We start from the raw sequence: 24,904 nt of genomic DNA, 5'->3' as shown, positions 1-24,904 counted from the left end.
ACAAGTCAACTTGGCAACTCTAACTTCGAACTTGCTAAGTCAACCTGTCAGGTGACGGGTTGATCGATTCCAGAAGGAGAAATCTCTGTGCGTGTGATCCGCATTGACGCCTCGTCCGCCACGATCCTGCTGACCGAAGCTCCGGCGCCGAAGGTGCGTGACCGGCAGACCGGTGAGATCGCCAAGGACGCCGTGAGCGGCGAGGCGCTGATGACCGTCGGCGTTGTCTTCATCGACGAGGGGGACTCGTCGCTCATCCAGGTCACCGTTCCCGAAAGCGGTGTGACGGAGGGCCTGGCCGTTGGTTCTCCGGTGTCGCTGCCGGGCCTCATCGCCCGGCCGTGGGAAAGCGTGTTCAACGGCCAGCAGCGGCACGGCATCGCCTACCGCGCCACCGCGATCGCGCCGGGCGCCTTCCCGGTCGCTCAGGCGGGCTGATCGTCGTGGCAGACCTGATCACGTTGGCCGAGCTGGGCGGCTCGCTCACTGCGATAGGCGGCGCCGCATACGTCCGGCACGCCCACCCGGCGGCGTACTGGTCCACGGTCGGGCTGCCGGTCTCGGTGGCCCGGCTGCTGGTCTCGTACTCCTCGACCATGGACGCGTGCGGCCTGACCGTCGAGCCGTCCCGGTTGCGGATTCTGGCCATCAAGGCGACCAGCCGCCGGGAGATCCGCCCCGTCCCGCCTCGTCGGGGCATCATCCGGCCCACGTCGACTGGCCTGCGCGTCCGTCTTCGGCTCGCGCCGGGCCAGGAACCCGCTGACGTCGCTGCCTCGGCGGAACGGCTCCGCCATGCGTGGGGCGTGCATGGCGTGTACGTGAAGGACGTGAAGCCCGGTGTCGTCGAACTGCGGCTCATCGGCTTCGACGTCCTGCGCAAGGTCCGGATGCCTCGGCGGATCGAGGGCGGGTTCCTCAAGGTGCCGGTGGCGCTGCGGGAGGACGCCATGGCGTTCTTACGTGACTACCGCGCCGTTCCGCATGAACTGGTCCTCGGCGCCACGCTGTCGGGCAAGTCCATGTACTTGCGGAACTTGATCGCCGGGCTTGCTCGACAGTCCGTGGCCCTGGTCGGCATCGACTGCAAGCGGGGCGTCGAGCTGGCGCCCTTCGCCTCCCGCTTCGCTGCGCTGGCGACCGACCCGGAAGAGGCGGCCGGGCTGCTGCCTGTCCTGGTCAAGGAAATGGAGGACCGATACGACCTGATCAAGGCGCGGCAGGGCATCGCCCCCGGCACTCCCGACGAGGAGATCACCTCAGACATCTGGGGCCTGCCTGAGAGCGAACGGCCCACCCCCATCGTGCTGTTCGTCGACGAGGTGGCCGAACTCTTCCTCGTCGCCACGCGTAAGGACGAAGAACGCCGCGACGAGATGGTCACTCACCTCATCCGGCTCGCCCAGCTCGGCCGCGCGGCCGGCGTCTATCTGGAGGTGTGCGGGCAGCGCTTCGGCGCCGAGCTGGGCAAGGGCGCGACCATGCTGCGGGCCCAGCTCACCGGCCGCGTCTGCCACCGCGTCAACGATGAAGCCTCCGCCAAGATGGCACTCGGCGACATCGCACCCGAGGCGGTCTACGCCTCCTGTGCCATCGCCGCCGAGCTGCCCGGCCTGGCCGTGGCCGGTGACACCTCCGGCGGTTGGTCCCGCATCCGCACTCCCCACCTGTCCCTCGCCGATGCTGCGGCCACGTGCCGCGACACGGCTCACCTCGCCCCCGACGTTCCGGCGCTCACGCCCTTCCGGCCGTACGTCCCGCCCGTAGTCCTCGACAGTCCCGAACCGGTACCCACCGCGCGCCTGGCCTCCGAGACAGCGGAGGACTGACCGATGCGCATCCGGCTCGACCCGGTCTTGGTCCAGGCGGCCATTGCCGCAGCACTGTCCTTCGCCCACCTTCACGACCTCGCCGCTGCGGCCGGGCAGGACGGCTGGAAGGCATGGGCCTATCCGATCAGCGTTGACCTGCTCCTTGTTGCGGCCTGGCGACGGCTGCGCTCCGGTATGGCGAAAGCCGCTGGCTGGTGCTGGTTCGTCGTCGCCCTGGTCGCGTCGCTGGGCGCGAACGTTGCGACAGCCGGCCTGCTCGATCTCGGGGACGTTCCGGCCTGGCTGCGCATCCTGGTCGCCGGATGGCCCGCCGTCGCCTTCCTCGGCGGAACCCTCCTCGCCCACGGCGCCCCGGACCGCGACCAGGTGCCGGAACCGGACCAGGACCAGGCATCTGCGTCGCCCGTCAATCCGACCGCCCCTGAGCTGCCCGCAGCCGATCCGCAGCCGACCGCACCGCCGTCCGTCGCTCCCGTCCCGCCCGCCCTCGTCGCCCTCGCCCGCAAGGTCGCCGACGACCACCGGACACGGACCGGAACGGACATCGACACCCCAACCCTTCGCGCTCGCCTCGGTGTCCCGCTTCCGCTCGCCGAAGCCATCGCCGCCCAACTCACCTGACCCGGAGGACTTTCCACCTTGCGTCCGTCCACGCTCCGCGCGCTCAAGCGTGCCTCCGAGCTGACCCGACAGAACCGCCTCACCGAAGCCGTGCTCATCGCCGAACCGGTGATTCTCACCGCCGACAGCTACGAAGGCGACGAGATCTTGCGCTGGCTTGCCGACCACGCCGCCGACTTCACCGGCGAGAACCCTGAGGAGCTCCCCTGATGCCCGCCAACCGCCGCTTCCGCAACGTCGTCCGCATCGGACCCGTCCAGGTCGGCACCGCCTACGACAGCCGCGGACGCGAGAAGCACACCGCCGTCTGCACCGCTCCGCGCTGCGGCTTCTCCCACGACTACGACACCCGTGCCGCCGCCGAGCTCGCCGCCCGTACCCACCGCTGCAGCGTCCGCTGAGGAGATGCCGTGACCGTCTCGCTCCCGCTCGTTTTCGTCCTGGGCGTCATCGCCTGGGCTGCGATCAAGTTCTTGGGCGTCCGCTTGTGGGTCGCCGTCGTGATCGCCCTGTTCGGCTTCTGGCTCTCCCACACCTTCCTCGCCCCCGCCATCGAGTCCGGCAGCCGCTCCGGGGTCGGCGTCGTCAACGGCGACAACCGCTGAGAGGAGCTCCGCCATGTTCCGCCCCAAGCTGCCCGACGTACCCACTCCGCCGTCGACCCTCATCCCTCAGCAGCAGCACCACCAGCACAGCCCGGCTCCCGCCGCCGGCCGCTCGCTCAGTCCCTACGCGGGGCCGGTCGCCGTCGTCCTCGTCGGCGGGGTCGTCCTCACCGCGCTCCTGGCGGCCGTCGCCATCACGGCCATCTCCGTGGCCATCGCCGCCGTGGTCCTGCGCTCCCTGCTCAACAACGCCAACAGGCGCTGACCGGCCGCCGGGGCGGCAAACGCCGCCAAGCATCCCGCCGCCCCGGGGCCGTCCCTCCCAACCGCAGAACAGCCGAAAGGAAGTCCCATTCTCACCCGGCAGACTCCGCCCCCGCTGGCGGAACTCTCCATGCTGGCCTCCCTCGGAAACATGCCCGAGCTGGCCCGCCAACTCTCCGGCCTGGGCGGCTGCACGCACCCTGTCCGTCTCGACGGCCACCGCACCGAATACGCCGTCGACACGACAACCGGCGAGATCGGCCGCGCCATGCACCACCTCGACTCGACCGCCCTCCCGGCGGGCCAACTCCTCGTCCGCTGCAACAACCGCCGAGCAACCCGCTGCCCGGCCTGTGCCGAGACCTACCGCCGCGACACCTACCACCTGATCACCGCCGGACTACGCGGCGGAAAGGGCACCTCCGACCAGGTCGCCACACACCCCCGCGTCTTCGCCACCTTCACCGCCCCCGGCTTCGGCCCGGTCCACAACCGCCGATCCGACGGACGCCCCTGCCGCTGCGGTGCTCGCCACGACGAGGACGACAACGCTCTGGGTACGCCCCTGGACCCGGACCGGTACGACTACGAAACGGCCGTGCTCTGGAACGCTCACGCCGGGCTCCTCTGGCGGCGCTTCTCCATCTATCTCCGCCGGGAAGTCGCCAAGCGCGCCGGCCTCACCCAACGCACCTTCCGCGACCACGCACGCATCTCCTTCGCCAAGGTCGCCGAGTACCAAAAGCGCGGAGCCGTGCACTTCCACGCGGTCATTCGCCTCGACGGCCCGGAAGGCGGCGACACCTCACCGCCTGCCTGGGCAACGGCAGAGCTCTTGACGGACGCCATCCAGGCCGCAGCCACCGCCGCCCGCGTCGACGGCCCGACCATCGACGGCCGCGCGCACACCTTCGCCTTCGGCCGCCAACTCGACGTCCGTACGATCCGATCCGCCGACTTCGACAATGGCCAGGAGCTGACCGAACGAGCCGTAGCGGCCTACATCGCCAAGTACGCCACCAAAGGCGCCGAGACGGCGACCGGCACCCTCGACCGCCCGCTCAAGTTCCTCGCCGAGCTCGCCCAGGCACGCATCTCAGAACACGCCCAACGCATGATCCGCGTCGCCTGGACTCTCGGCGCTCGCCCCGAACTCGCCGAGCTCCGCCTTCGGGCCTGGGCTCACATGCTCGGCTTCCGCGGCCACTTCTCCACCAAGTCCCGCCGCTACTCCACCACCCTCGGCGCTCTCCGCGACGCACGAGCCGAATGGCGCCGCGCACAAGTCGCTGCGCCCGTCGAGACAGAGCCGACGGAAACCACCCTCGTCCTCTCTCACTGGGTCTTCGCCGGAACCGGCCTTTCCCGCGCCGAAGCCTGGCTATCCGCATCCCTCGAACCCGCCCCCGGAACGGAAGGGGAACCCACCGCATGACCGACCGCTATCTGTCCGTCGACCAGGTCGCCGAGCTGCTCGGCACGACCACCCGCTTTCCCCGGCGGCTGATCGAGGAGCGGCGCATCCGGTACGTGAAGGTCGGCCGGCACGTCCGCATCCCGGAAAGCGCGGTGGAGGAGTTCATCACGTCCCGCATGGTGCAGCCGCTGAGGCGGCCCCGTACCCGGTACAGGAGGGCCTCCTGATGGCCAACAACAGAGGCAGGCGGCGGCGCTTCGGGGCCATCAGGAAACTTCCGTCCGGTCGCTATCAGGCGCGCTACCCGGGCCCAGACGGCGTGATGCGACCGGCCCCGATCACCTTCGAGACGACGGCGAATGCCGATGACTGGCTTGCTGAAAAGCAGACGGAGATCCGGCGTGGTGAATGGCGGGACCCCGAAGCGGGGGCGGTGGGCTTCCGTGTCTACGCAGAGAAGTGGGTCGAGGAACGGGAACTCGCGCCTCTCACTCAGGACCTCTACCGGTATCTCCTCGACAAGTACCTGATGGGCAGCTTCGCCGAGTCCGACTTGGACGAGATCACCGCGCCACAGGTTCGTGAGTGGCGGACAGCGCAGCTGCGGGCCAACGGCGGCAAGACGATGATCGCCAAGGCGTACCGGCTGCTCAAGGCCATCATGGAGACCGCCGTTGATGACGAACTGATCCAGCGCAACCCGTGCCGGATCAAGGGTGCTGGCAAGGAGAGGGCTGCTGAGCGGCGCATCGCCACCGTGGCCCAGGTCGACGCGCTCGCCGAAGCCATTGGCATGCGGTGGCGGCTCATGGTCTACCTCGGCGCGTACGGTCCGATGCGGCCTGAGGAACTGGCCGGCCTCCGTCGTCGAGACGTCGACCTCGACGCTCTGCGGATTCGCGTTCGCCTCGCCGAGCCGGAGCGCATGAACGGGCGACGTGTCCAGGGCGACACCAAGTCTGAGGCCGGAACCCGGAGTGTGATCCTTCCCGCCTTCCTCCGCCGGGAGCTCCGGTGGCACCTGGAGTCGTACGCCGAGCCGGGCCCCGATGGGCTGCTCTTCGTCGGTGAGAAGGGCGCCCCCTTCCGCCGTAGCACCTTCGGCCGGAAGTGGAGGAAGGCACGTGAGATCGTCGGCATGCCCGAGGGCTTCCGGTTCTACGATCTCCGCCACACCGGGCACACGCTGTCCACGCGCTCGGGTGCCACCCTCAAGGACACGATGGTCCGGGCCGGGCAGTCCTCGGAGAAAGCGGCACTGATCTATCAGCACTCCGACGACGAGCGACAGCAGGAAGTTGCTGCCGGACTCGACGCGACCGTACGCAAGGCGCGCCAGGAAGCTGCGGCCGTGCCAGATGCAGACACCGATGACCGAGACGATCAACGTTCTGGCACGAATCTGGCACGCGACGACTGATCATGACGGACAGCAAAAAGGCCCGGGTCGATGACCTGGGCCTTCTTCATGGAGCGGGTGACGAGAATCGAACTCGCACTCTCAGCTTGGGAAGCTGATGTTCTACCACTAAACTACACCCGCGAAAGACGCCGGAATGAACCGGTGTCGGAACGCACCGTCACTTTACCTCATGTCCGGCCCCCGGTGCTGAAGCCGTGGGGCCGCTGTGCGTTTCGGGGGCGGTGACCGGGCTGCGGGGGGCCGGAGTTGGGGCGTACGGTGGAGACGTGGGAGAGGGGCCGGGTGGGTCGGAGTGCCCCCTGGAGAGTCGCTTCTTTGATCCCGTAATGTGGCTTTTGTCGTGCGGCGAGTAGCAGCCGGACGACGCGGCTCTTGGGGAAGGGACTCATGGACTTGATGGAACGCACCGTCGTCCGTTGTGCCGATGGGCACGTGTTCAGCACCGCTTCGTTCCCGATGCAGCAGGCCGAGCGGCTCGGTCCCGGACGGCTCGTCCGGTGTCCTCGGTGTGCCCGGCTCCGCAGTGTGGTGCCGGTGGCCCTGGAGAAGCATCAGGCGTAGCAGGTGACACGGCAGGAGCCCTGTCGGTATCCGTACCGGTAGTCGTACAGGAGCAGTGCTGGCGCGCGGGCCGTCCGATGGTGGTCGGTCCGCGCGTCTTGCGTATCCTCGGGGCGTGCTTCTCTCAGACAAGGACATCCGGGCCGAGATCGACGCCGGGCGGGTGCGCATCGATCCCTTCGACGAATCCATGGTGCAGCCGTCCAGCATTGACGTACGTCTTGATCGGTACTTCCGGGTGTTCGAGAACCACCGGTACCCCCACATCGATCCCTCCATCGAGCAGGCGGATCTCACGCGGCTCGTCGAGCCGGAGGGCGATGAGCCGTTCATTCTGCATCCCGGGGAGTTCGTCCTCGCCAGTACGTACGAGGTCATCACGTTTCCCGACGATCTTGCTTCGCGGCTCGAGGGGAAGAGTTCCCTGGGACGGCTGGGTCTGGTCACGCACTCCACCGCCGGGTTCATCGACCCGGGGTTCTCGGGGCACGTGACGTTGGAGCTGTCCAACCTCGCCACCCTCCCGATCAAGCTCTGGCCAGGCATGAAGATCGGGCAGCTGTGCATGTTCCGGCTCAGCTCGCCCGCCGAGTTCCCCTACGGGAGTGAGCGGTACGGGTCCCGGTACCAGGGGCAGCGCGGGCCGACCGCCTCCCGGTCCTTCCTCAACTTCCATCGGACACAGGTGTGAGCGAGGGGATGACCGGCGGGATGAGCGAGGGGGCGAGTGGTGTGAGCGGGGTTCGGGAGAATCTGACCTACGAGGCGTTCGGCACCGCCGTGCGCGAGCTCGCGCAGGCCATCGCCGACTCCGGGTACGAGCCCGACATAGTGCTCTCCATCGCCCGTGGCGGGGTGTTCGTCGCCGGCGGGCTCGCCTACGCCCTCGACTGCAAGAACATCCATCTCGTGAACGTCGAGTTCTACACGGGGATCGGCACCACCCTCGACATGCCCGTCATGCTCGCGCCCGTCCCCAACGTCATCGACTTCTCCTCCAAGAAGGTCCTCATCACCGACGACGTCGCCGACACCGGCAAGACGCTCAAGCTGGTGCGTGACTTCTGTCTCGACACGGTCGCCGAGGTGCGCAGCGCGGTCATCTACGAGAAGACCCAGTCGCTGGTCAAGTGCGAGTACGTGTGGAAGCGGACCGATGAGTGGATCAACTTCCCGTGGAGTGTCCTGCCTCCGGTACACAGGTCGGGAGAGGCACCCAAGGAGAACAAGGAAGCGGTCTGACCTGCGGATGCGGATGCGGGTGCGGGTGCGGGTGCGGGTGCGGAATGCGCACGCGGGGGTGCCCGGTGTGACGCATGCCACAGCACCCGGATTTCGATGGTGCCGCCGAGAACCGAGTACGAGCTGACCGCGCCGGGACGCACGCTGCACATGCCCCTGGAAGCACCGGGCCGTTGGGCCGAGGAGCACATCGAAGCGGTACTCGCGGCACGCGAGCGGTACGACGCCCGTAGCTGAGGACCGACCCGTAGCTGAGGACCGACCCGTAGCTGAGCGCCCATGAGAAGGGGCTCCCCGCAGCACGCGGGGAGCCCCTTGCCTACGCTGCGGAACCTCAGAACGTGCCCAGCTTCACGATCGACAGCAGTGCGATCAGCTGGATCGCGGAAGCGCCCAGTGCCTTCGGCCAGGGCAGGTCGTGGGAGCGGCGGACCATCACGGTCAGCAGGGCGCCGGCCGCGACCCAGGTGGCCCAGCCCAGGATCTGGACGAAGCTCGCGTCGCCGCCGAAGAACATCGCGACGACCAGGCGCGGGGCGTCCGTGAGGGACATGATCAGCATGGAGAGGCCGACGGTGGGCTGCCAGGCGCCGTCGCCGCCGAGCTGGCGGGCCAGGGTGTGGGTGACCACGCCCAGGACGAAGGAGCTCAGCACCATCGCGACGGCGGTGACCAGGACGATCGGGACCGCGTTCGACAGGGTGGCGTTGATCGCGTCCTCGCGGGCGCCGTCGAAGCCGAAGACCGCGAGCAGGCCGTAGAGGAAGGACACGACGAGGGCGGGGCCCCACACCGTGTAGTCCCGCATCTGGAGGAAGGTCTGGTTGGGGGCCACGACGATGCCCCTCAACAGCTGCTTCCAGTGCAGGCGGGGGCCGACCGGGGCCGTGGGGGCCGCGCCGGCGCGGTAGGTGCCGCCCTGGTTGTAGGGGTCCTCGTCGACCGAGAACGCCTGGGTGTGCCCCGGGTGGTTGGCGGCGTACGGGTCGGGCCCTGGCTGCGGCGGGTATGCGCCGCCGTCGCCGAAGTACTCCGGCTCGTCGTAACCGCCCGCCTGGGTGCCCCCGCCGTACTGCTGCCCCGGGTGGGGCTGCGGCGCCGGCGGGTAGCCGTACGACGGTCCCTGGGACGAGCCGTACGGCGGTCCCTGGGGCGCCTGCTGCTGCCCGTACGGAGGTTGTTGCGGTCGCGCGTGAGGAGCGCCGTTGTCCCGGCCGCGTCCGATCCTGAATCCAGCCACGTCTTCGAACGTACCTGGTCTCGGAGAGTGACGTGCCGGGCCCGGCGTTCCGGGCCCGGCTTTGCGGCCGACCTGTGACATCCCCTAGGGGACTTCCGAGGGACCTCTAAGGGGCCCGTAGGGGACGTCTGCAGGGGGACGGCTACTTCAGCATGGTCGCTCCGAGCCGCGGATACCCCGACGTCGACATCCCGGCCGACGACGGTCCGAAGCTCACCGCCTTCGTCGTGGTCACGCCGGCGGACGAGCCCCGCAGGACCCAGTAGGCGCCGTCGCCGGCGTTCTCCCCGTCGGCGCCGACGGAGAGGTCCGCGCGCCGGTCGCCGTTGAGGTCGGCCAGGCGTACGGACGCGCCGAAGCGGTCGGTGTCCTCGGCGGTGCCGGGGACACCGGCGGTGTCCTGGTTGAAGGACTGGGCGCCGGTGCCGGTCAGGCCGGCCGCCGAACCGCGCAGGACGGTGACGTTGCCGGTGAGCTCGGCGGCGCCGACGTCCTCGAAGATCGCGCCGACGGCCACGTCCGCGTAGCCGTCGCCGTTGACGTCGTCGACGGACAGGGCGTGGCCGAACCAGTCGCTCTCCTCGTCGCCGCCGGGGACGCCGGGGCTGTCCTGGGTGAGGGTGGCCTGCGGCTGGGTGCGGACGCCGTTCGCGCTGCCGAGGTACGCGCTGACCGAGCCGCCGTCGCCCTGCCGGACGGCACCGGGCGCGGCACTGGTGATCACGTCGGCGTAGCCGTCGCGGTTGAGGTCGCCGACGACCGCCAGCTCCCAGGCCTTGTTCTTCAGTACGGTCTGGAAGGCGAGCCCGGAGGAGGAGCCCAGGTAGATCAGGGTGCCGTCGTCGTAGGTGCTCGCGTCGGGGTGGTAGCTGCCGCTCACGGCCAGGTCGGCGGTGCCGTCGCCGTTGATGTCCCCGGCGGCGAGGGACTGGGCGCCGTAGAGGCGGCCGCCGGACTGGAGGGCGGTGACGAGCTGGTAGCGGGAGGCGGCGCCGGAGGTCTTGGTGAAGCCGCCCCGGTGGATCCAGATGCCCTTGCCCGCGCTGCCGACGGCGAGGTCGGCCCGGCCGTCCCCGGTGAAGTCGGCGACGGCGAGTGACTTGCCGTAGAAGTCGTGGGCCGAGGGGGCCGGGTCGGGGACGGACGTGCCGCCGGAGAGGCCGTTCTTGCCGCCCCAGACGATCACCACGGCGCCGCCGTCGACGTCGGAGCCGGCGTCCTCCCGCTCGGCGCCGATCACCAGGTCGGCGTACCCGTCGCGGTTGAGGTCGCCGGAGGCGAGGGCCGAGCCGAACTGGTCGTCCTTCTCGGCGGTGCCGGGGACGTTGGCGGTGTTCTCGGTGACGACGGTACGGCGAGAGGCGCTGACGCCGCTCGCGGAGCCGTAGTTGACGACGACCGCGCCCGCGTACGTCTTACCGGCGACGGTCGCGGAGGGGGCGGCGGTGGCGAGGTCGCGGTAGCCGTCGCCGTTGAAGTCGTCCGCGTACTTGGCGGGGGCCGCGGTGGCCGTCGCCGGGAGGGTCAAAGGGGTGACCGCTCCCGCCGCCACCAGGGCGGCCAGGGCGATGCGGCGGTGGTGCCGGAGCATGTGGTGTCCTCCTGTTCGACGATCAGGAGACCTTTACCGGGGCGTGAGGGTTGTACGTGAGTTCGGTCAAGTACGTGAGTTCGGTGCGTAGTTGAGTCTGCTGAGGTCGGGCGGACGGGCTCTGGGGCTCTGGGAGTGGGGGACGGGGTGTTCATGCGACGACGACGCCCCCATGTCCGGTCAGGACATGGGGGCGTCTCAACGCACCTGCGAAACGGCCTGCTTCACCGCCTACTTCACCGGCTGCGGCTCCGGCTCGCTCTCGGCGTCCGTGTCGCCCGCCGGGGGCTCGTCGTCCACCGGCGTCCTGACGGAGTCGAGGAGCAGCTGGGCGACGTCGACGACCTGGATGGACTCCTTGGCCTTGCCGTCGTTCTTCTTGCCGTTGACCGAGTCGGTCAGCATGACGAGGCAGAACGGGCAGGCCGTGGAGACGATGTCCGGGTTGAGGGAAAGGGCCTCGTCGACGCGCTCGTTGTTGATGCGCTTGCCGATCCGCTCCTCCATCCACATCCGCGCGCCACCGGCGCCGCAGCAGAAGCCGCGCTCCTTGTGGCGGTGCATCTCCTGCTGGCGCAGGCCCGGGACGGCCGTCATGATCTCGCGCGGGGGCGTGTAGATCTTGTTGTGGCGGCCCAGGTAGCAGGGGTCGTGGTAGGTGATGAGGCCCTCGACCGGCGTCACCGGGACCAGCTTGCCCTCGTCGATCAGGTGCTGGAGCAGCTGGGTGTGGTGGATGACCTCGTAGTCGCCGCCGAGCTGCGGGTACTCGTTGCCGAGGGTGTTGAGGCAGTGCGGGCAGGTGGCGACGATCTTCTTCGCCGACTTGGGCTTCTTCGACTCCTCGGTGAAGTTGCCCTCGTCGTCCATCTCCTCGCCGAACGCCAGGTTCAGCGCGGAGACGTTCTCCATGCCGAGCTCCTGGAACAGCGGCTCGTTGCCGAGGCGCCGCGCCGAGTCACCCGTGCACTTCTCGTCGCCGCCCATGATCGCGAACTTGACGCCCGCCATGTGGAGGAGCTCCGCGAAGGCCTTCGTGGTCTTCTTGGCGCGGTCTTCCAGCGCGCCCGCGCAGCCGACCCAGTACAGGTACTCGACCTCGGTCAGGTCCTCGATGTCCTTGCCGACGACCGGCACCTCGAAGTCGAGTTCCTTCAGCCACTCCAGGCGCTGCTTCTTGGCGAGGCCCCAGGGGTTGCCCTTCTTCTCCAGGTTCTTGAGCATCGTGCCCGCCTCGGAGGGGAAGCTGGACTCGATCATCACCTGGTAGCGGCGCATGTCGACGATGTGGTCGACGTGCTCGATGTCGACCGGGCACTGCTCGACGCAGGCGCCGCAGGTGGTGCAGGACCACAGGACGTCCGGGTCGATGACGCCGTTCTCCTCGGCGGTGCCGACGAGGGGGCGCTCGGCCTCCGCGAGAGCGGCGGCGGGCACGTCCTTCAGCTGCTCCTCTGACGCCTTCTCCTCGCCCTCCATGGTCTTGCCGCCACCCGCGAGCAGGTAGGGCGCCTTGGCGTGGGCGTGGTCCCGCAGCGACATGATCAGCAGCTTCGGGGAGAGCGGCTTGCCGGTGTTCCAGGCCGGGCACTGGGACTGGCAACGCCCGCACTCGGTGCAGGTGGAGAAGTCCAGCAGGCCCTTCCAGGAATACTGCTCGACCTGGGAGACGCCGAACACGTCGTCGTCGCCCGGGTCGGTGAAGTCGATCGGCTTGCCGCCGGAGGTCATCGGCTGGAGTCCGCCCAGGGCGGTCCCGCCGGTGGCGTTGCGCTTGAACCAGATGTTCGGGAACGCCAGGAAGCGGTGCCAGGCCACGCCCATGTTGGTGTTGAGCGAGACCGTGATCATCCAGATCATGGTCGTGCCCAGCTTGATCATGGCGGTCAGGTAGATGAGGTTCTGCAGCGTGCCGAGGCTCAGCCCCTTGAAGGCGAGGACCAGCGGGTACGAGGCGAAGTACGCGGCCTCGTAGTGCTCCACGTGGTGGATGGCGCCCTCGAGGCCGCGCAGCACGTAGATGGCCAGACCGATGGTGAGGATGACGTACTCGACGAAGTACGCCTGACCCATCTTCGAGCCCGCGAACCGTGACTTGCGGCCCGGCCGGGACGGCAGGTTCAGCAGGCGGATGACCATCAGTGTGGCGATGCCGAGGGTCGTCATCGCGGCGATGAACTCGATGTACAGCTCGTACGGCAGGAAGCCGCCGATCACCGGGAGCGTCCAGTCGGCCTCGAAGAGCTGGCCGTAGGCGGTGATGATGGTCGGCGGCAGCGTCAGGAAGCCGATCGCCACGAACCAGTGGGCGAAGCCGACGATGCCCCAGCGGTTCATCCGGGTGTGACCGAGGAACTCCTTCACCAGCGTCACGCTGCGCTGGTAGGGGTTGTCGGTCCGGGCGCCGGCGGGGAGCGGCTGACCGAGTTTGAAGTACCGGACGAACTGGCCGATGGCGCGTGCGAGCAGCGCGACGCCGACCACGGTCAGAACCAGCGACACGATGATCGCGGCGAGTTGCATTTCGGGCTCCTCGGGCCTGCGAGGGGGTCTTCACGGGAGATTACTAAGCGGTAACTTATGCAGTCCTCTGAGAGTACCCGCAATCTTGTGTCGCAATGTAGTCAGCCGCTCGGTGATCTGTGCTACTGAGGCAGACCTCAGTAAACCCGGTGGCGGCCGGGTCACGCGGCGCGCCGGTCCGGTCCCGCCATTCATACCAAATCATGACATTCGGCTTAGCTTGGGTCCGTGCTCTACGGGATCGCCGCCGCCGTCATCGCCCTCCTCCTCGCCGCCGTCCTCACCGCTGCCCTGCGGGTCCCTGCCCTGCGCCTCGCCATCCTCGACCGGCGCCGGCAGCGCCCGCTCCCGCTGCTCGGCGGAGTGGCCGTCGTGCTCGTCACCTGCCTGGTCACGATGGCCGGGGAGTGGACCGGGTTCGCGCCGCTCGTGGGCGGCATCGGCACGCTGCTCTGCGCCGGGACCGCCGTCGCCGCGCTGGGTCTGATCGCCGACCTGCGGCGCGTCAAGATGCGCTTCCTGGTGGGCGGTACGGCCGTCGCGGCGGCCTGTGTGGTGCCGTACGCGGAGACCGGGATCGCGGGCGGGCTGGCGGCGATCGGCTGGATCGTCTTCGTCGCCGTCGGCTTCCGGGCGCTCGATCACGCGGACGCGCTGGCGGGCACCGTGGGGGTCGTCACCGCCTTCGGAGCGGGGGTGCTCGCGGCGGCCGAGGTGCTGGACGGGCTGGCGGCGCTGCTGAGCGTGCTGGCCGCCGCGCTGACCGGCTTCCTGATGCACAACTGGCCGCCCGCGCGCGTGGGGCTCGGTTCGTGCGGGTCCCTGTTCACCGGGTTCGTGCTCGCCTCGGCCGCCGTGGCCGCCCGGACCGGGCACGAACCGGCGTCCAGCGCGGGCGTGCTGTTCGCGCTGACGGCCCTCGCGGGCGCGGACGCCGCCCTCGTCCTGCTCTCCCGGCGCCTCGCCGGGCGGCCTCTGCTGCGCGGCGGGCCGGACCATCTCGCGCACCGGCTGCGGCGGCTCGGCCTCACGCCCCAGGGGGTGACGGTTCTGCTCGGTGCCGGGGCGTCCGGCGGGGTACTCGTCGCGGTCCTCGTGCATCTGGAATGGGTCGCGCACTCCGGGGTGTTCTGGGTGGCGGCGGGCGCTCTGGTCGCCGTACTCGCCCTGCTGCGGATCCGGGTGTACACCCCTCGCGGTCCTCGGCGCCCGGAATCTCCGCAGGTCACAGGGCAGTTGCGTGTAAGGAACGGATAAGAGTTGAGTCCGTGCGACTCAGGTCTGTTGACCAGGGCTGAGGCGTCGTGCACACTTGAGTCCGTTCCACTCAAGTCATCGCTGGAGGAATCAACCATGGCACGTGCGGTCGGCATCGACCTGGGCACGACTAACTCCGTCGTCAGCGTTCTGGAGGGCGGCGAGCCCACCGTGATCACCAACGCCGAGGGCGCCAGGACCACGCCGTCCGTCGTCGCCTTCGCCAAGAACGGTGAGGTGCTCGTCGGCGAGGTGGCCAAGCGCCAGGCGGTCACGAACGTGGACCGGACCATCCGCTCGGTGAAGCGCCACATGGGCACCGACTGGAAGATCGAGCTGGACGGGAAGCCCTTCAACCCGCAGCAGATGTCCGCGTTCATCCTGCAGAAGCTGAAGCGGGACGCCGAGGCCTACCTGGGCGAGAAGGTGACCGACGCGGTCATCACCGTCCCGGCGTACTTCAACGACTCCGAGCGCCAGGCGACGAAGGAGGCCGGCGAGATCGCGGGCCTGAACGTCCTGCGCATCGTCAACGAGCCCACCGCGGCCGCGCTCGCGTACGGCCTCGACAAGGACGACCAGACGATCCTCGTCTTCGACCTCGGTGGCGGCACCTTCGACGTGTCCCTCCTGGAGATCGGCGACGGCGTCGTCGAGGTGAAGGCCACCAACGGCGACAACCACCTCGGTGGTGACGACTGGGACCAGCGCGTCGTCGACTACCTGGTCAAGCAGTTCGCGTCCGGCCACGGTGTGGACCTCGGCAAGGACAAGATGGCCCTGCAGCGCCTCCGCGAGGCCGCCGAGAAGGCCAAGATCGAGCTGTCCTCGTCCACCGAGACCTCGATCAACCTGCCGTACATCACCGCGTCCGCCGAGGGCCCGCTGCACCTGGACGAGAAGCTCACCCGCTCTCAGTTCCAGCAGCTGACGGCCGACCTGCTGGAGCGCTGCAAGACGCCGTTCCACAACGTCATCAAGGACGCCGGCATCAACCTCTCCGAGATCGACCACGTCGTTCTCGTCGGTGGCTCCACCCGGATGCCCGCCGTCGCCGAGCTCGTCAAGGAGCTCACCGGCGGCCAGGACGCCAACAAGGGCGTCAACCCGGACGAGGTCGTCGCCATCGGCGCCGCCCTGCAGGCCGGTGTCCTCAAGGGTGAGGTCAAGGACGTCCTGCTCCTCGACGTGACCCCGCTGTCCCTGGGTATCGAGACCAAGGGCGGCATCATGACCAAGCTGATCGAGCGGAACACGACGATCCCGACCAAGCGGTCCGAGATCTTCACCACCGCCGAGGACAACCAGCCGTCCGTCCAGATCCAGGTCTACCAGGGCGAGCGCGAGATCGCGGCGTACAACAAGAAGCTCGGGATGTTCGAGCTGACCGGTCTGCCGCCGGCCCCGCGCGGTGTCCCGCAGATCGAGGTCGCCTTCGACATCGACGCCAACGGCATCATGCACGTCACGGCCAAGGACCTCGGCACCGGCAAGGAGCAGAAGATGACCGTCACCGGCGGCTCCTCGCTGCCGAAGGACGAGGTCGACCGCATGCGCCAGGAGGCCGAGAAGTACGCGGAGGAGGACCACGCCCGCCGCGAGGCCGCCGAGACCCGCAACCAGGGCGAGCAGCTCGTCTACCAGACGGAGAAGTTCCTCAAGGACAACGAGGACAAGGTCCCCGGCGAGATCAAGACCGAGGTCGAGGCCTCGATCGAGGAGCTGAAGGCCGCGCTCAAGGGCGAGGACACCGCCGAGATCCGTACCGCCACCGAGAAGGTCGCGGCCGTCTCGCAGAAGCTGGGCCAGGCGATGTACGCCGATGCCCAGGCGGGCCAGGCCACCGCCGGTGCCGAGGGCGCGTCCGAGGCCAAGGCCGACGACGACGTCGTGGACGCCGAGATCGTGGACGACGAGCGCAAGGACGGTGCCGCGTGACGGAGGAGACCCCGGGTTTCGACGAGAAGCCCGACGTCCCTTCCGGCGCCACCCCCGACGACGCCGAGCCGCAGGCCGCCGCTCCCTCCGGGGAGGGGGCGGCCCCGGCCGGGGACGCATCAGCACAGTTGGCAGGCCTGACGGCCCAGCTGGACCAGGCACGCACGGCGCTCGACGAGCGCACCGCGGACCTCCAGCGGCTCCAGGCCGAGTTCCAGAACTACCGCCGCCGGGTCGAGCGGGACCGGATCGCGGTCAAGGAGATCGCCATCGCGAACCTCCTGACCGAGCTCCTGCCGGTCCTCGACGACATCGGCCGCGCGCGGGACCACGGCGAACTCGTCGGCGGCTTCAAGTCCGTCGCGGAGTCGCTGGAGACCGTCGCGGCGAAGATGGGCCTGCAGCAGTTCGGCAAGGAGGGCGAGCCCTTCGACCCGACGATCCACGAGGCCCTGATGCACTCGTACGCGCCGGACGTCACGGAGACGACGTGCGTGGCGATTCTGCAGCCGGGGTACCGGTTCGGCGAGCGCACCATCCGCCCCGCGCGGGTGGCCGTGGCCGAGCCCCAGCCCGGCGCGCAGACCGTCAAGGGCGACGAGGCGGAGACGTCATCCGGTGCCTCGGGTGCCTCGGGTGCCTCGGGCGCCTCTGCCGCCTCTGCCGCCTCTGCCGCCTCCGCCGCCGACGACAAGGAGAGCGGTGGCCCGGACGAGGGCTGAGCTTGAATCCACGTGGAAGGAGGGACGTCGAGGATGAGCACCAAGGACTTCATCGAGAAGGACTACTACAAGGTCCTCGGCGTCCCCAAGGACGCCACCGAGGCCGAGATCAAGAAGGCGTACCGGAAGCTCGCCCGCGAGTTCCACCCGGACGCCAACAAGGGCAACGCCAGGGCCGAGGAGCGCTTCAAGGAGATTTCCGAGGCCAACGACATCCTCGGCGACCCCAAGAAGCGCAAGGAGTACGACGAGGCCCGCGCCCTCTTCGGCAACGGCGGCTTCCGCCCGGGGCCGGGCGCGGGCGGCGGCTCCTTCAACTTCGACCTGGGTGACCTCTTCGGAGGCGGCGCCCAGGGCGGCGGCTCCCAAGGCGGCGCCGGCGGTTTCGGCGGCGGCATCGGTGACGTCTTCGGGGGCCTGTTCAACCGCGGCGGCGCCGGCACGGGCACGCGTACGCAGCCCCGGCGCGGCCAGGACATCGAGTCCGAGGTCACCCTCAGCTTCACCGAGGCGATCGAGGGCGCGACGGTCCCGCTGCGGATGTCCTCGCAGCAGCCCTGCAAGGCCTGCTCGGGCACCGGCGACAAGAACGGCACACCGCGCGTGTGCCCGACCTGCGTCGGCACCGGTCAGGTCGCCCGCGGGAGCGGCGGGGGCTTCTCCCTCACCGACCCGTGCCCCGACTGCAAGGGCCGCGGCCTGATCGCCGAGCACCCCTGCCTCGACTGCAAGGGCAGTGGCCGGGCCAAGTCCTCCCGCACCATGCAGGTCCGCATCCCGGCGGGTGTCACCGACGGGCAGCGGATCCGGCTGCGCGGCAAGGGCGCACCCGGCGAGCGCGGCGGCCCGGCGGGCGACCTGTACGTCACGGTGCACGTGGGCGCCCACCCGGTCTTCGGCCGCAAGGGCGACAACCTCACGGTGACGGTCCCGGTCACGTTCGCGGAGGCGGCCCTGGGCGGCGAGGTCAGGGTCCCCACCCTGGGCGGTCCTCCCGTCACCCTGAAGCTGCCCCCGGGCACGCCCAACGGCCGCACCATGCGTGCCCGCGGCAAGGGCGCGGTCCGCAAGGACGGCACCCGCGGCGACCTGTTGGTCACCGTCGAGGTGAGTGTTCCGAAGGACCTGACGGGGAATGCTCGTGAAGCGCTAGAGGCGTATCGCGAGGCAACCGCGGACGAGGACCCGCGGGCGGAGCTGTTCCAGGCCGCGAAGGGAGCATGATCGAGATGGACGGTCGTCGACGCAACCCGTATGAACTGACCGAGGAAACCCCGGTCTACGTCATCTCGGTGGCGGCCCAGCTCTCCGGCCTGCACCCGCAGACCCTGCGGCAGTACGACCGTCTCGGCCTGGTCTCCCCGGACCGCACCCCCGGGCGGGGCCGCCGCTACTCGGCCCGCGACATCGAACTGCTGCGCACCGTCCAGCAGTTGTCTCAGGACGAGGGCATCAACCTGGCCGGCATCAAGCGGATCATCGAGCTGGAGAACCAGGTCGCCGCGCTGCAGTCCCGCGTCGCGGAGATGGAGGCGGCCCTCGAGGGCGCCGCCGCGGCGATGCGCCAGCGGGAGGCGGCGGTACACGCGTCGTACCGCCGCGACCTGGTCCCGTACCAGGAGGTCCAGCAGACGAGTGCGCTGGTGGTGTGGCGGCCCAAGCGGCAGCAGGACTGACGTCCGCATGCGGAAGGGGCCCGGAGGTTTCAGCCTCCGGGCCCCTTCGCGTGTCAGCGGCCGACCATGAACTCCTGCGAGGAACTCTGCTCGCCCGTACGCCCGTAGGCGTCCACGGCGTACACGGTGACCATGCACGGGCCGTTGTACGTCGGGATCCACTCGATGGTCCCGTTGGTCGACAGCCGAGTGCCGCTGGAGCCGCAGGCGCCGGAGATGTCCCAGGAATAGCCCTGCAGCACCCGGCCCTCGTCGCCGGCACCGGGCGCGGCCGTCACCTGGACGGGGAACCGCGTGCCGCCCGCGCTGACCAGCGTCAGCCGCGGTGCGGCGGGCCCGGTGGCGGTGGCCGGAGAGAGCCGGTCGACGGTTGTCTGCGGGGACGGCACGGACTCGGCGCCCGTTCCGTCGACGGCGACGACGTAGTAGTAGGCCCTGCCCCGCGGGGCGCCGGTGTCGTCGAACGACGTGGCCGACGCACCGGTGTCCCCTGCGAGGACCCATGCGCCGAGCGGCTCGGTGCGGCGGTACACGTGGAACCCCGTGGCCTCCCCACCGGATGGAGTCCAGGTGAGACGGGTGTAAGCGTCGGTGGGCGTTCCCTGGACCGCGGCCGGGGCGGGGACGGCGGACGCCACCGGGCGGGTGACGGTCACCGGATCCGAGACCGGTGCGAAGTTCCCGGCGGCGTCGACGGCCTGCACCCTGTAGGTGTACGACGTTCCCGCAACCGTCGAGACGTCGGTCCAGGACGTACCCCAAACGGGCTGCGGCCCGTCCGGGTCCTCCTGACCAAGGGGTGCGCCCCACACGTCGTAGTGGTCGACGTCCTTCGACGAAGAGGCCTGCCACGTCAAGGCGTTACCCGCGGTGGTCCCCAGCGCCGACACGGCGGCGACCCGCACCGGGCCGGTCCGGTCGACGGTGGTCACACCCTGGTCGGCCGTCCCCGTCGAGGTGTTGCCGGCCTTGTCGTGGGCGCGGATCTCGTAGTAGTACGTGTCGCCGGCCACCGGCAGGGTGGTGTCGGTGTACGAGGTGGACGTGGTCGTCGCCGCGGGTGTGCTGCCGAACGCCGTGCCCTTCAGGCGCCGGTAGACGCGGTATCCGGCGAGGTCCATCTCCTTGTTCTTCGCCCAGGTGAGCTTCGCCTTGCCGGTGGCCTGGTCGTACGTGACCGAAGCAGCCGTGGGGGCGAGCGGTTTGACCTTGTCGACCGTGGCCGAGGTGCGGGGCGTGTAGGCGAAGGAGACGTTCGCCGTCCCGGTCCAGTTGACGAAGTCGACGCGGAGGGTGTGCCTGCCGGACGGGATCGTGACGTTGACGGTCTTCTTGACCGTCGAGGACACGTTCTTCCAGAGGTCGACCTTGCGGACGTTGTCGAGGTAGACGCGGATGCCGTCCTGTGCGGAGACGGGCAGGGCGAAGGGGCCGCCGGAGCCGAAGTCGCGGGTGACGGTCCAGCGGACGCCGAAGTTGTTCGACGGGAGGCCGGAGGCGGGGGCTCCGGTGCCCCAGTTCTGGTCGATGGTGCTGTCGCAGTCCGTTTTCTTCGGTGTACCGGAGAAGGTGGTGTTCGCGAAGAACTGCCGCTTGAAGACCGGCGAGGTGCAGGTCGTCGCGGCGGACGCGGGGGCGGTGACAGCGGTGAGCAGGCCGCCCGCGGTGGCGAGCACGACGGCGGTCGTGGCCGCCCTGGTCGTGCGTCTGGCTGGGTTCATTCGGTCCTCTGGTCGTGATCGGAGCGGCAGAGGCAGCCGCTGTGATCACGACTCGCGAGGAATGAACTTGGTTGTACGGATCTTTGCCGTCCCGAGGGGACGGGTTTGATGGAGGGTCCGTAACGGGCGTTTGGAGAAGTTTCGCTATGTCTCCACATGCAAAGCGGAGCGTGGCGTTGCGCACTCGTTAAGTAGTTCCGCTTGACGCTGGGGGACGCCGACGCGTTGTCTTTTCAGACACCTGGGTCGCAATGCTGCGCCCGCGTTCGGAAGGCACCAAGAAGTGAGCTCCCCCATGCGTCGTATCGCCGTATCCGTGGCCGCGTCCACGATGACCCTCTCGCTTGCCGCCTGCGGTGCGCTCGGGGTGACCGGGACGGGCACCGAGGCGAGCCCGACCAAGGGGAACGACATCACCGTCGGCGTGCTGATGCCGGAGAAGACGAACACGCGGTACGAGGAGTTCGACTACCCCATCATCCAGGCCAAGGTCTCCTCCCTCACCGGGAACAAGGGCAAGACGATGTACGCCAACGGCGACGCCGACCCGGACAAGCAGGCCGGCCAGATGCAGCAGATGATCGACGACCAGGTCGACGTCATCCTCCTGGACGCCGTCGACTCGCACGCCATCGCCGGCATGGTGACGAAGGCGAAGGAGGCGGGCATCCCCGTCATCGCCTACGACCGCCTGGCCGAGGGCCCGATCGACGCGTACGTCTCCTTCGACAACGAGCTGGTCGGCGAGGTCCAGGGCCGCTCGATCATCGACGCGCTGGGCCCGCGCGGCGACACCTCGGACAAGATCGTCATGATGAACGGTTCGCCCACCGACCCGAACGCCGGGCAGTTCAAGGCGGGCGCGCTCTCCGAGCTGGAGGGCAAGGTGACGATCGCCGAGTCGTTCGACACCAAGGGCTGGAGTCCGGAGGAGGCCCAGTCCAACATGGCCCAGGCGCTCAACAAGATCGGCAAGAGCAACATCGCCGCGGTGTACTCCGCCAACGACGCCATGGCCGGCGGCATCATCAAGGCCCTGGAAGCCGCGGGTCTCTCCCAGCTGCCCCCGATCACCGGCCAGGACGCGGAACTCTCCGCCGTGCAGCGGATCGTCGCCGGTGAGCAGTACATGAGCGTCTACAAGCCGTACGCGCAGGAGGCCGAGGCCGCCGCGGAGATGGCCGTGGCGAAGATCCAGGGCAAGGACATCAAGTTCGACGCCCTCGCCTCCGACAAGGTGGACAGCCCCACCCACAAGGGCATCTCCGCCCAGCTGGTGCCGGTGGTGGCCCTGACGAAGGCCAACATCGAGTCCACGGTCGTCGCGGACGGCATCTACAAGGTGTCCGACATCTGCACGAGCGGCTACAAGGCGGCGTGCGAGGAGATCGGGCTGAAGTAGCCCCTCTCCGCGGCCGGGCCTGTCAGTCGCTGTCGGCGACGTACCGGATCAGGGCGGCGAGGCCGGCGGGGGCGGTGCTCAGGACGACGTCCGGGGTGTCGCTCTCGCGGAGGCGGATCGTTTTGTCGGGGGCGGTGGCGACGTAGAGGCAGTTGCCTTCCGGGCCGCCGCTGTACGACGACTTCTGCCAGTGCAGTTCGGGCATCCCTGCCTCCTCAGAGGGTGTACAGCACATGCTGGATGAGGGCGAGTGAGTCCTTCACCGAGTGTGTTTCAGGGGCCAACGATACGTCGACAGGGGCGAGGGCGTTCTTCGCGATCCGGTCGAACAGTGAGTTGTACTCCCGGAGATGGTGCTGCTGCACCAAGTAGTGCGAGCCCAGCAGCTGTTCGACCACGACGGTGCCCAACTTCGGGTTGGCGGGGACGATATGGGCGAAGTTGCCGGTGAGAGCCGCGTGCGCCTGGGAGGTGAACGGATAGACCTGGATGGTCACGTTCGGCAGGCGCGCCAGCTCGATGAGATGCAGCAACTGCTTCCGTACGACCTCCGTGCCGCCGAACCGCATGTGCAGCGCGGACTCGTGGATGACGGCGTGCACGGACGGGGGGTTCTCGCGCGTCAGGATGTGCTGCCGTTCCATACGGAACCTCAGCCCCTCCTCGATGTTCGCAAAGCCCAGGTCCTCGCTGGTGAAGATGGCCCGCGTGTAGTCGGCCGTCTGGAAGAGGCCCGGGATGAACAGTGGCTCGTGCGTCCGGATGGCCGCAGCCTCTGATTCGAGTTCGGCCAGGTTCAGGGAGTCCGGTCCCATGTGCTTCCGGTAGGCGCGCCACCAGCCTTGGCCGCTGGACTCGGAGAGGCAGACCAAGGTCTCGATGTAGGGCTCCTCTGAGCAACCATAAACACGGCAGAGGTCGAGTAGTCGCTCGGTGAGGATCGACGTCCGGCCGGCCTCGATGTGCCCCAGTTGCCCGCGCGTCATGCCGATCCGATCGGCGGCTTCACTGGTGGTCAACCCCACCTGTTCGCGCAGTTGTTTGAGTTCGAAGCCGAGTCGCCGCTGCCGTTCGCTGATGGTGGTGCGCAGTCCCACGGGTTCTCCTTGGTGATCGGCCCAAAGTCTGCCCCGTCGCCGGTAGTTAGTCCACCGATTCTGGCGATCAGGTTGCTCGCGAGAACCCTTAATCGCTACCTTGAGTGTGGAATCAGTTACGTACTGAAACCGCGCAACCGCCCCTGCCCATAAGCCGAAAGAGCACCCGCACCCGGGCACCGCCATCGCAGGGCAAGCCCTCATGTATCCAGGAGCCTCCATGGACCCAGCCCGCCACCCTGCCCACCGGCCCGCCCAACTCACGCACGAATACAGCCTGTTCGCCCCCGCCGACGCCACCGCACCCCGCGTCTGCCGTGACTTCGTACGTGCCGTCCTCTTCACCCACGACCGTGAACTCCTTGTCATGCCCGCCGCCCTGTGCACGTCGGAACTCGTCACCAACGTCCACCTGCACACCAAGGGCACCGCCATGCTCCGCGTCCGCCTCACCCCGGCCCGCTTCCATGTGAGCGTCTTCGACGAGAGCCCCGACCCGCCCGTCGTCACGTACCCCGCCGCGGGGGCCGTCGCCTGCTGGGGGAGAGGGCTCGCGCTCGTCGCGGAGATGGCGGACACGTGGGGTGTCGCCGCTGAGAGGGCGGGGCGCTTCGCCAAGGGAGTGTGGTTCGAGCTGGGTGGGGGCGGGGGCTCGTTCCGCCCTCGCTCGAACGGGTGAACTGGGGGGATTGTCCCTGGTCAGCCGTATAGCCGTACCTACCGTGATGGCGTTGCTTGTGCCCCAAGCACGCCCAGCCCACACTTGAGGAGGTGACGCCACCGTGACTGCTGTTGCGCACGAAAGGTCGGAGACCATGACCGAGATCAGGACCGAGTCTTTCTCCCCGGCCGAGAACGGCCCCGAGCTGGACGAGGTCCTGTGGCAGCTATGGAAGGCCAGCGAACTCCCCGAGGGCTACCGCGCCGAGATCATTGAGGGAGCCATCGAGGTGTCGCCCACCGGACGCTTTTCGCACGCCCAGATTCTCAACCGTCTGCGGGACGCCCTGGGTATCTTTCTGCACGACAGTGAGTACGGTGCCTGGAACGACACGAATGTGATCCATGCGCTGAAGGCTTGGATTCCGGACGGGTTGGTAGCTCCTCGGGACGCGGAGCTGGCCGAGGCGGAGGATGGCCTCGGTATCAAGGCCTCTGCGGTCGAGGTGGTCGTCGAAGTCGTCTCTCCCGGCAAGCGCAACCAGGACCGCGACCGCATCCGCAAGCGCCGCGAATACGCCCGGGCCGGCATCCCCGTGTACATCCTCATCGACGACTACGACGGCCAGGGCGCCGTCACCCTCTTCACCGGCCCCCGCCCCGACAAGGCCGACTGGGAGGACATCCACCGCGTCCCCTACGGCACCGACATCACCGTCCCCGAAGGCCCGGCCAAGGGCTTCGTGATCGGGGAGACAATCACAGGCCCGAAGCGGGGCTGACACGCACCGCGGTGAGGGCGAGATCCTGCTGGCGGCGGCCGACGGTGTCTTGTGTCGCGCCGGCGTAGTTCAGCCGAGCCAGGCAAGTGGGTCTTCTTCGTCTTCCCCGGATTCCTGAACTGTGGTGCCTGATGAGTTCTGCGGCCTGTTCGTCGGCGGTTTTCGAGTGCCGCTCGTCAACGGTGAGTCTGGCCCAGCCGGGACCGGAATAGATGCCTACACCCTCAGGGAGGGAGGCTTTTTCGCTGTCGGTAATCCGCAATGCGGCAATCAGAGTAGCGGAGTCAACTCCCCGTCCCGTGGCAACGAGGGATGTACTCAGGTTGCCCC

Annotated in this window: 27 protein-coding genes and 1 tRNA gene; 21 read left to right on the top strand and 7 right to left on the bottom strand. The window is 68.9% G+C overall.

Translation table 11 applies throughout. From position 1 onward, the window contains the following. The first annotated feature begins 87 nt into the window (after positions 1-87). From ACZ5XS_RS11530 to ACZ5XS_RS11485, 10 genes are all read left to right on the top strand, one after another. Entirely contained in the window at positions 88-438 is a 351-nt protein-coding gene (locus ACZ5XS_RS11530) for an SCO3933 family regulatory protein (RefSeq protein ID WP_329338708.1), read from the top strand. Positions 439-443: 5 nt separating this feature from the next. Next, a complete protein-coding gene (locus ACZ5XS_RS11525; RefSeq protein ID WP_468650084.1) occupies positions 444-1,829 on the top strand; it encodes an FtsK/SpoIIIE domain-containing protein in 1,386 nt (461 codons plus the stop codon). 3 nt (positions 1,830-1,832) lie between these two features. After that, positions 1,833-2,453 carry a DUF2637 domain-containing protein gene (locus ACZ5XS_RS11520; RefSeq protein WP_468650082.1) on the top strand — a complete coding sequence of 207 codons (621 nt, stop codon included), beginning with the start codon at positions 1,833-1,835 and terminating at the stop codon, positions 2,451-2,453. A gap of 18 nt (positions 2,454-2,471) precedes the next feature. Then, positions 2,472-2,663, top strand: a complete 192-nt coding sequence (locus ACZ5XS_RS11515; protein WP_468650080.1) for a hypothetical protein — start codon at positions 2,472-2,474, stop codon at positions 2,661-2,663. Further along, complete coding sequence (locus tag ACZ5XS_RS11510; RefSeq protein WP_411150439.1) at positions 2,663-2,854, top strand: mobile element transfer protein; 192 nt, start codon at positions 2,663-2,665, stop codon at positions 2,852-2,854. The genes ACZ5XS_RS11515 and ACZ5XS_RS11510 overlap by 1 nt, the downstream gene beginning before the upstream one ends. A 9-nt stretch (positions 2,855-2,863) precedes the next feature. After that, positions 2,864-3,058, top strand: a complete 195-nt coding sequence (locus tag ACZ5XS_RS11505) for a hypothetical protein (RefSeq protein WP_468650078.1) — start codon at positions 2,864-2,866, stop codon at positions 3,056-3,058. A gap of 13 nt (positions 3,059-3,071) precedes the next feature. Then, positions 3,072-3,323 (top strand): SpdD protein, encoded by a 252-nt coding sequence (locus ACZ5XS_RS11500; RefSeq protein ID WP_468650076.1) that lies wholly within the window; start codon positions 3,072-3,074, stop codon positions 3,321-3,323. Positions 3,324-3,452: 129 nt separating this feature from the next. Further along, positions 3,453-4,757 carry a replication initiator gene (locus ACZ5XS_RS11495; protein WP_468650074.1) on the top strand — a complete coding sequence of 435 codons (1,305 nt, stop codon included), beginning with the start codon at positions 3,453-3,455 and terminating at the stop codon, positions 4,755-4,757. Next, positions 4,754-4,966, top strand: coding sequence for an excisionase family DNA-binding protein (locus ACZ5XS_RS11490; RefSeq protein WP_468650072.1), 213 nt, complete (start codon positions 4,754-4,756; stop codon positions 4,964-4,966). Before ACZ5XS_RS11495 ends, ACZ5XS_RS11490 begins: the two co-directional genes overlap by 4 nt. Next, complete coding sequence (locus ACZ5XS_RS11485; protein WP_468650070.1) at positions 4,966-6,159, top strand: tyrosine-type recombinase/integrase; 1,194 nt, start codon at positions 4,966-4,968, stop codon at positions 6,157-6,159. Before ACZ5XS_RS11490 ends, ACZ5XS_RS11485 begins: the two co-directional genes overlap by 1 nt. Before the next feature lie 49 nt (positions 6,160-6,208). On the opposite strand, the gene ACZ5XS_RS11480 is transcribed toward ACZ5XS_RS11485, so the two are convergent. Beyond that, positions 6,209-6,282: transfer RNA gene (locus ACZ5XS_RS11480), tRNA-Gly, on the bottom strand. A 556-nt stretch (positions 6,283-6,838) separates the two neighbouring features. On the opposite strand from ACZ5XS_RS11480, the gene dcd reads away from it, so the two are divergent. From dcd to ACZ5XS_RS11465, 3 genes are all read left to right on the top strand, one after another. Continuing rightward, the gene (gene dcd / locus ACZ5XS_RS11475; protein ID WP_468650068.1) at positions 6,839-7,414 is read left to right on the top strand and encodes a dCTP deaminase; all 576 of its coding nucleotides are present in this window, start codon (positions 6,839-6,841) and stop codon (positions 7,412-7,414) included. 41 nt (positions 7,415-7,455) lie between these two features. Then, complete coding sequence (locus ACZ5XS_RS11470; RefSeq protein ID WP_468650066.1) at positions 7,456-7,965, top strand: phosphoribosyltransferase; 510 nt, start codon at positions 7,456-7,458, stop codon at positions 7,963-7,965. 90 nt (positions 7,966-8,055) lie between these two features. Beyond that, on the top strand, positions 8,056-8,202 hold the full coding sequence (locus ACZ5XS_RS11465; RefSeq protein ID WP_468650194.1) for a winged helix-turn-helix transcriptional regulator: 147 nt from the start codon (positions 8,056-8,058) through the stop codon (positions 8,200-8,202). A gap of 97 nt (positions 8,203-8,299) precedes the next feature. On the opposite strand, the gene ACZ5XS_RS11460 is transcribed toward ACZ5XS_RS11465, so the two are convergent. The 3 genes from ACZ5XS_RS11460 to ACZ5XS_RS11450 all read right to left on the bottom strand — a co-directional run bounded on the left by ACZ5XS_RS11460 (position 8,300) and on the right by ACZ5XS_RS11450 (position 13,319). Continuing rightward, positions 8,300-9,286 (bottom strand): Yip1 family protein, encoded by a 987-nt coding sequence (locus ACZ5XS_RS11460; RefSeq protein WP_468650064.1) that lies wholly within the window; start codon positions 9,284-9,286, stop codon positions 8,300-8,302. 61 nt (positions 9,287-9,347) lie between these two features. After that, positions 9,348-10,796, bottom strand: a complete 1,449-nt coding sequence (locus tag ACZ5XS_RS11455) for an FG-GAP-like repeat-containing protein (protein WP_468650062.1) — start codon at positions 10,794-10,796, stop codon at positions 9,348-9,350. Positions 10,797-11,027: 231 nt separating this feature from the next. Beyond that, positions 11,028-13,319 (bottom strand): (Fe-S)-binding protein, encoded by a 2,292-nt coding sequence (locus tag ACZ5XS_RS11450; protein ID WP_468650060.1) that lies wholly within the window; start codon positions 13,317-13,319, stop codon positions 11,028-11,030. 228 nt (positions 13,320-13,547) lie between these two features. Here ACZ5XS_RS11450 and ACZ5XS_RS11445 point away from each other — a divergent pair, with 228 nt between their 5' ends. The 5 genes from ACZ5XS_RS11445 to ACZ5XS_RS11425 all read left to right on the top strand — a co-directional run bounded on the left by ACZ5XS_RS11445 (position 13,548) and on the right by ACZ5XS_RS11425 (position 18,912). After that, a complete protein-coding gene (locus ACZ5XS_RS11445) occupies positions 13,548-14,576 on the top strand; it encodes an MraY family glycosyltransferase (protein WP_468650058.1) in 1,029 nt (342 codons plus the stop codon). 96 nt (positions 14,577-14,672) lie between these two features. Continuing rightward, positions 14,673-16,514 (top strand): molecular chaperone DnaK, encoded by a 1,842-nt coding sequence (gene dnaK / locus ACZ5XS_RS11440; protein ID WP_217242853.1) that lies wholly within the window; start codon positions 14,673-14,675, stop codon positions 16,512-16,514. Then, positions 16,511-17,236, top strand: coding sequence for a nucleotide exchange factor GrpE (grpE, locus tag ACZ5XS_RS11435; RefSeq protein WP_468650055.1), 726 nt, complete (start codon positions 16,511-16,513; stop codon positions 17,234-17,236). Before dnaK ends, grpE begins: the two co-directional genes overlap by 4 nt. 33 nt (positions 17,237-17,269) lie before the next feature. Further along, a complete protein-coding gene (gene dnaJ, locus ACZ5XS_RS11430) occupies positions 17,270-18,460 on the top strand; it encodes a molecular chaperone DnaJ (protein WP_468650053.1) in 1,191 nt (396 codons plus the stop codon). A gap of 5 nt (positions 18,461-18,465) precedes the next feature. Beyond that, positions 18,466-18,912, top strand: coding sequence for a heat shock protein transcriptional repressor HspR (locus ACZ5XS_RS11425; protein WP_217242850.1), 447 nt, complete (start codon positions 18,466-18,468; stop codon positions 18,910-18,912). Between the two features lie 53 nt (positions 18,913-18,965). Here ACZ5XS_RS11425 and ACZ5XS_RS11420 read toward each other — a convergent pair whose 3' ends face one another. After that, on the bottom strand, positions 18,966-20,633 hold the full coding sequence (locus ACZ5XS_RS11420; protein WP_468650051.1) for a PA14 domain-containing protein: 1,668 nt from the start codon (positions 20,631-20,633) through the stop codon (positions 18,966-18,968). Positions 20,634-20,928: 295 nt separating this feature from the next. Here ACZ5XS_RS11420 and ACZ5XS_RS11415 point away from each other — a divergent pair, with 295 nt between their 5' ends. Next, on the top strand, positions 20,929-22,035 hold the full coding sequence (locus ACZ5XS_RS11415) for a sugar ABC transporter substrate-binding protein (protein WP_468650049.1): 1,107 nt from the start codon (positions 20,929-20,931) through the stop codon (positions 22,033-22,035). A gap of 22 nt (positions 22,036-22,057) precedes the next feature. On the opposite strand, the gene ACZ5XS_RS11410 is transcribed toward ACZ5XS_RS11415, so the two are convergent. Beyond that, the gene (locus ACZ5XS_RS11410; protein ID WP_468650047.1) at positions 22,058-22,240 is read right to left on the bottom strand and encodes a DUF397 domain-containing protein; all 183 of its coding nucleotides are present in this window, start codon (positions 22,238-22,240) and stop codon (positions 22,058-22,060) included. 10 nt (positions 22,241-22,250) lie between these two features. Beyond that, positions 22,251-23,132, bottom strand: a complete 882-nt coding sequence (locus ACZ5XS_RS11405) for a helix-turn-helix domain-containing protein (RefSeq protein WP_468650045.1) — start codon at positions 23,130-23,132, stop codon at positions 22,251-22,253. Positions 23,133-23,352: 220 nt separating this feature from the next. Between ACZ5XS_RS11405 and ACZ5XS_RS11400 the strand changes: the two genes are divergently transcribed. Together ACZ5XS_RS11400 and ACZ5XS_RS11395 are read left to right on the top strand one after the other, a co-directional pair. Further along, on the top strand, positions 23,353-23,811 hold the full coding sequence (locus ACZ5XS_RS11400; RefSeq protein ID WP_468650043.1) for an ATP-binding protein: 459 nt from the start codon (positions 23,353-23,355) through the stop codon (positions 23,809-23,811). 136 nt (positions 23,812-23,947) lie between these two features. Further along, positions 23,948-24,574, top strand: coding sequence for a Uma2 family endonuclease (locus tag ACZ5XS_RS11395; RefSeq protein WP_468650042.1), 627 nt, complete (start codon positions 23,948-23,950; stop codon positions 24,572-24,574). Positions 24,575-24,904: the final 330 nt, after the last annotated feature.

Source organism: Streptomyces sp. NPDC033131 (assembly GCF_055578365.1).
Note: the sequence above shows the minus strand (reverse complement) of the source record. Positions and strands in the feature narration are given on the sequence as shown.

Excerpts from the sequence above, each read along its gene's own strand:
- ACZ5XS_RS11425 (WP_217242850.1), top strand. The coding sequence starts at position 18,466 with ATGGACGGTCGTCGACGCAACCCGTATGAACTGACCGAGGAAACCCCG.
- ACZ5XS_RS11485 (WP_468650070.1), top strand. The coding sequence starts at position 4,966 with ATGGCCAACAACAGAGGCAGGCGGCGGCGCTTCGGGGCCATCAGGAAA.
- dnaK (WP_217242853.1), top strand. The coding sequence starts at position 14,673 with ATGGCACGTGCGGTCGGCATCGACCTGGGCACGACTAACTCCGTCGTC.
- ACZ5XS_RS11395 (WP_468650042.1), top strand. The coding sequence starts at position 23,948 with ATGACCGAGATCAGGACCGAGTCTTTCTCCCCGGCCGAGAACGGCCCC.
- ACZ5XS_RS11490 (WP_468650072.1), top strand. The coding sequence starts at position 4,754 with ATGACCGACCGCTATCTGTCCGTCGACCAGGTCGCCGAGCTGCTCGGC.
- ACZ5XS_RS11455 (WP_468650062.1), bottom strand. The coding sequence starts at position 10,796 with ATGCTCCGGCACCACCGCCGCATCGCCCTGGCCGCCCTGGTGGCGGCG.
- ACZ5XS_RS11510 (WP_411150439.1), top strand. The coding sequence starts at position 2,663 with ATGCCCGCCAACCGCCGCTTCCGCAACGTCGTCCGCATCGGACCCGTC.
- ACZ5XS_RS11420 (WP_468650051.1), bottom strand. The coding sequence starts at position 20,633 with ATGAACCCAGCCAGACGCACGACCAGGGCGGCCACGACCGCCGTCGTG.
- ACZ5XS_RS11410 (WP_468650047.1), bottom strand. The coding sequence starts at position 22,240 with ATGCCCGAACTGCACTGGCAGAAGTCGTCGTACAGCGGCGGCCCGGAA.
- ACZ5XS_RS11520 (WP_468650082.1), top strand. The coding sequence starts at position 1,833 with ATGCGCATCCGGCTCGACCCGGTCTTGGTCCAGGCGGCCATTGCCGCA.
- dnaJ (WP_468650053.1), top strand. The coding sequence starts at position 17,270 with ATGAGCACCAAGGACTTCATCGAGAAGGACTACTACAAGGTCCTCGGC.
- ACZ5XS_RS11450 (WP_468650060.1), bottom strand. The coding sequence starts at position 13,319 with ATGCAACTCGCCGCGATCATCGTGTCGCTGGTTCTGACCGTGGTCGGC.
- ACZ5XS_RS11500 (WP_468650076.1), top strand. The coding sequence starts at position 3,072 with ATGTTCCGCCCCAAGCTGCCCGACGTACCCACTCCGCCGTCGACCCTC.
- ACZ5XS_RS11460 (WP_468650064.1), bottom strand. The coding sequence starts at position 9,286 with ATGTCACAGGTCGGCCGCAAAGCCGGGCCCGGAACGCCGGGCCCGGCA.
- ACZ5XS_RS11495 (WP_468650074.1), top strand. The coding sequence starts at position 3,453 with ATGCTGGCCTCCCTCGGAAACATGCCCGAGCTGGCCCGCCAACTCTCC.
- ACZ5XS_RS11400 (WP_468650043.1), top strand. The coding sequence starts at position 23,353 with ATGGACCCAGCCCGCCACCCTGCCCACCGGCCCGCCCAACTCACGCAC.
- ACZ5XS_RS11415 (WP_468650049.1), top strand. The coding sequence starts at position 20,929 with ATGCGTCGTATCGCCGTATCCGTGGCCGCGTCCACGATGACCCTCTCG.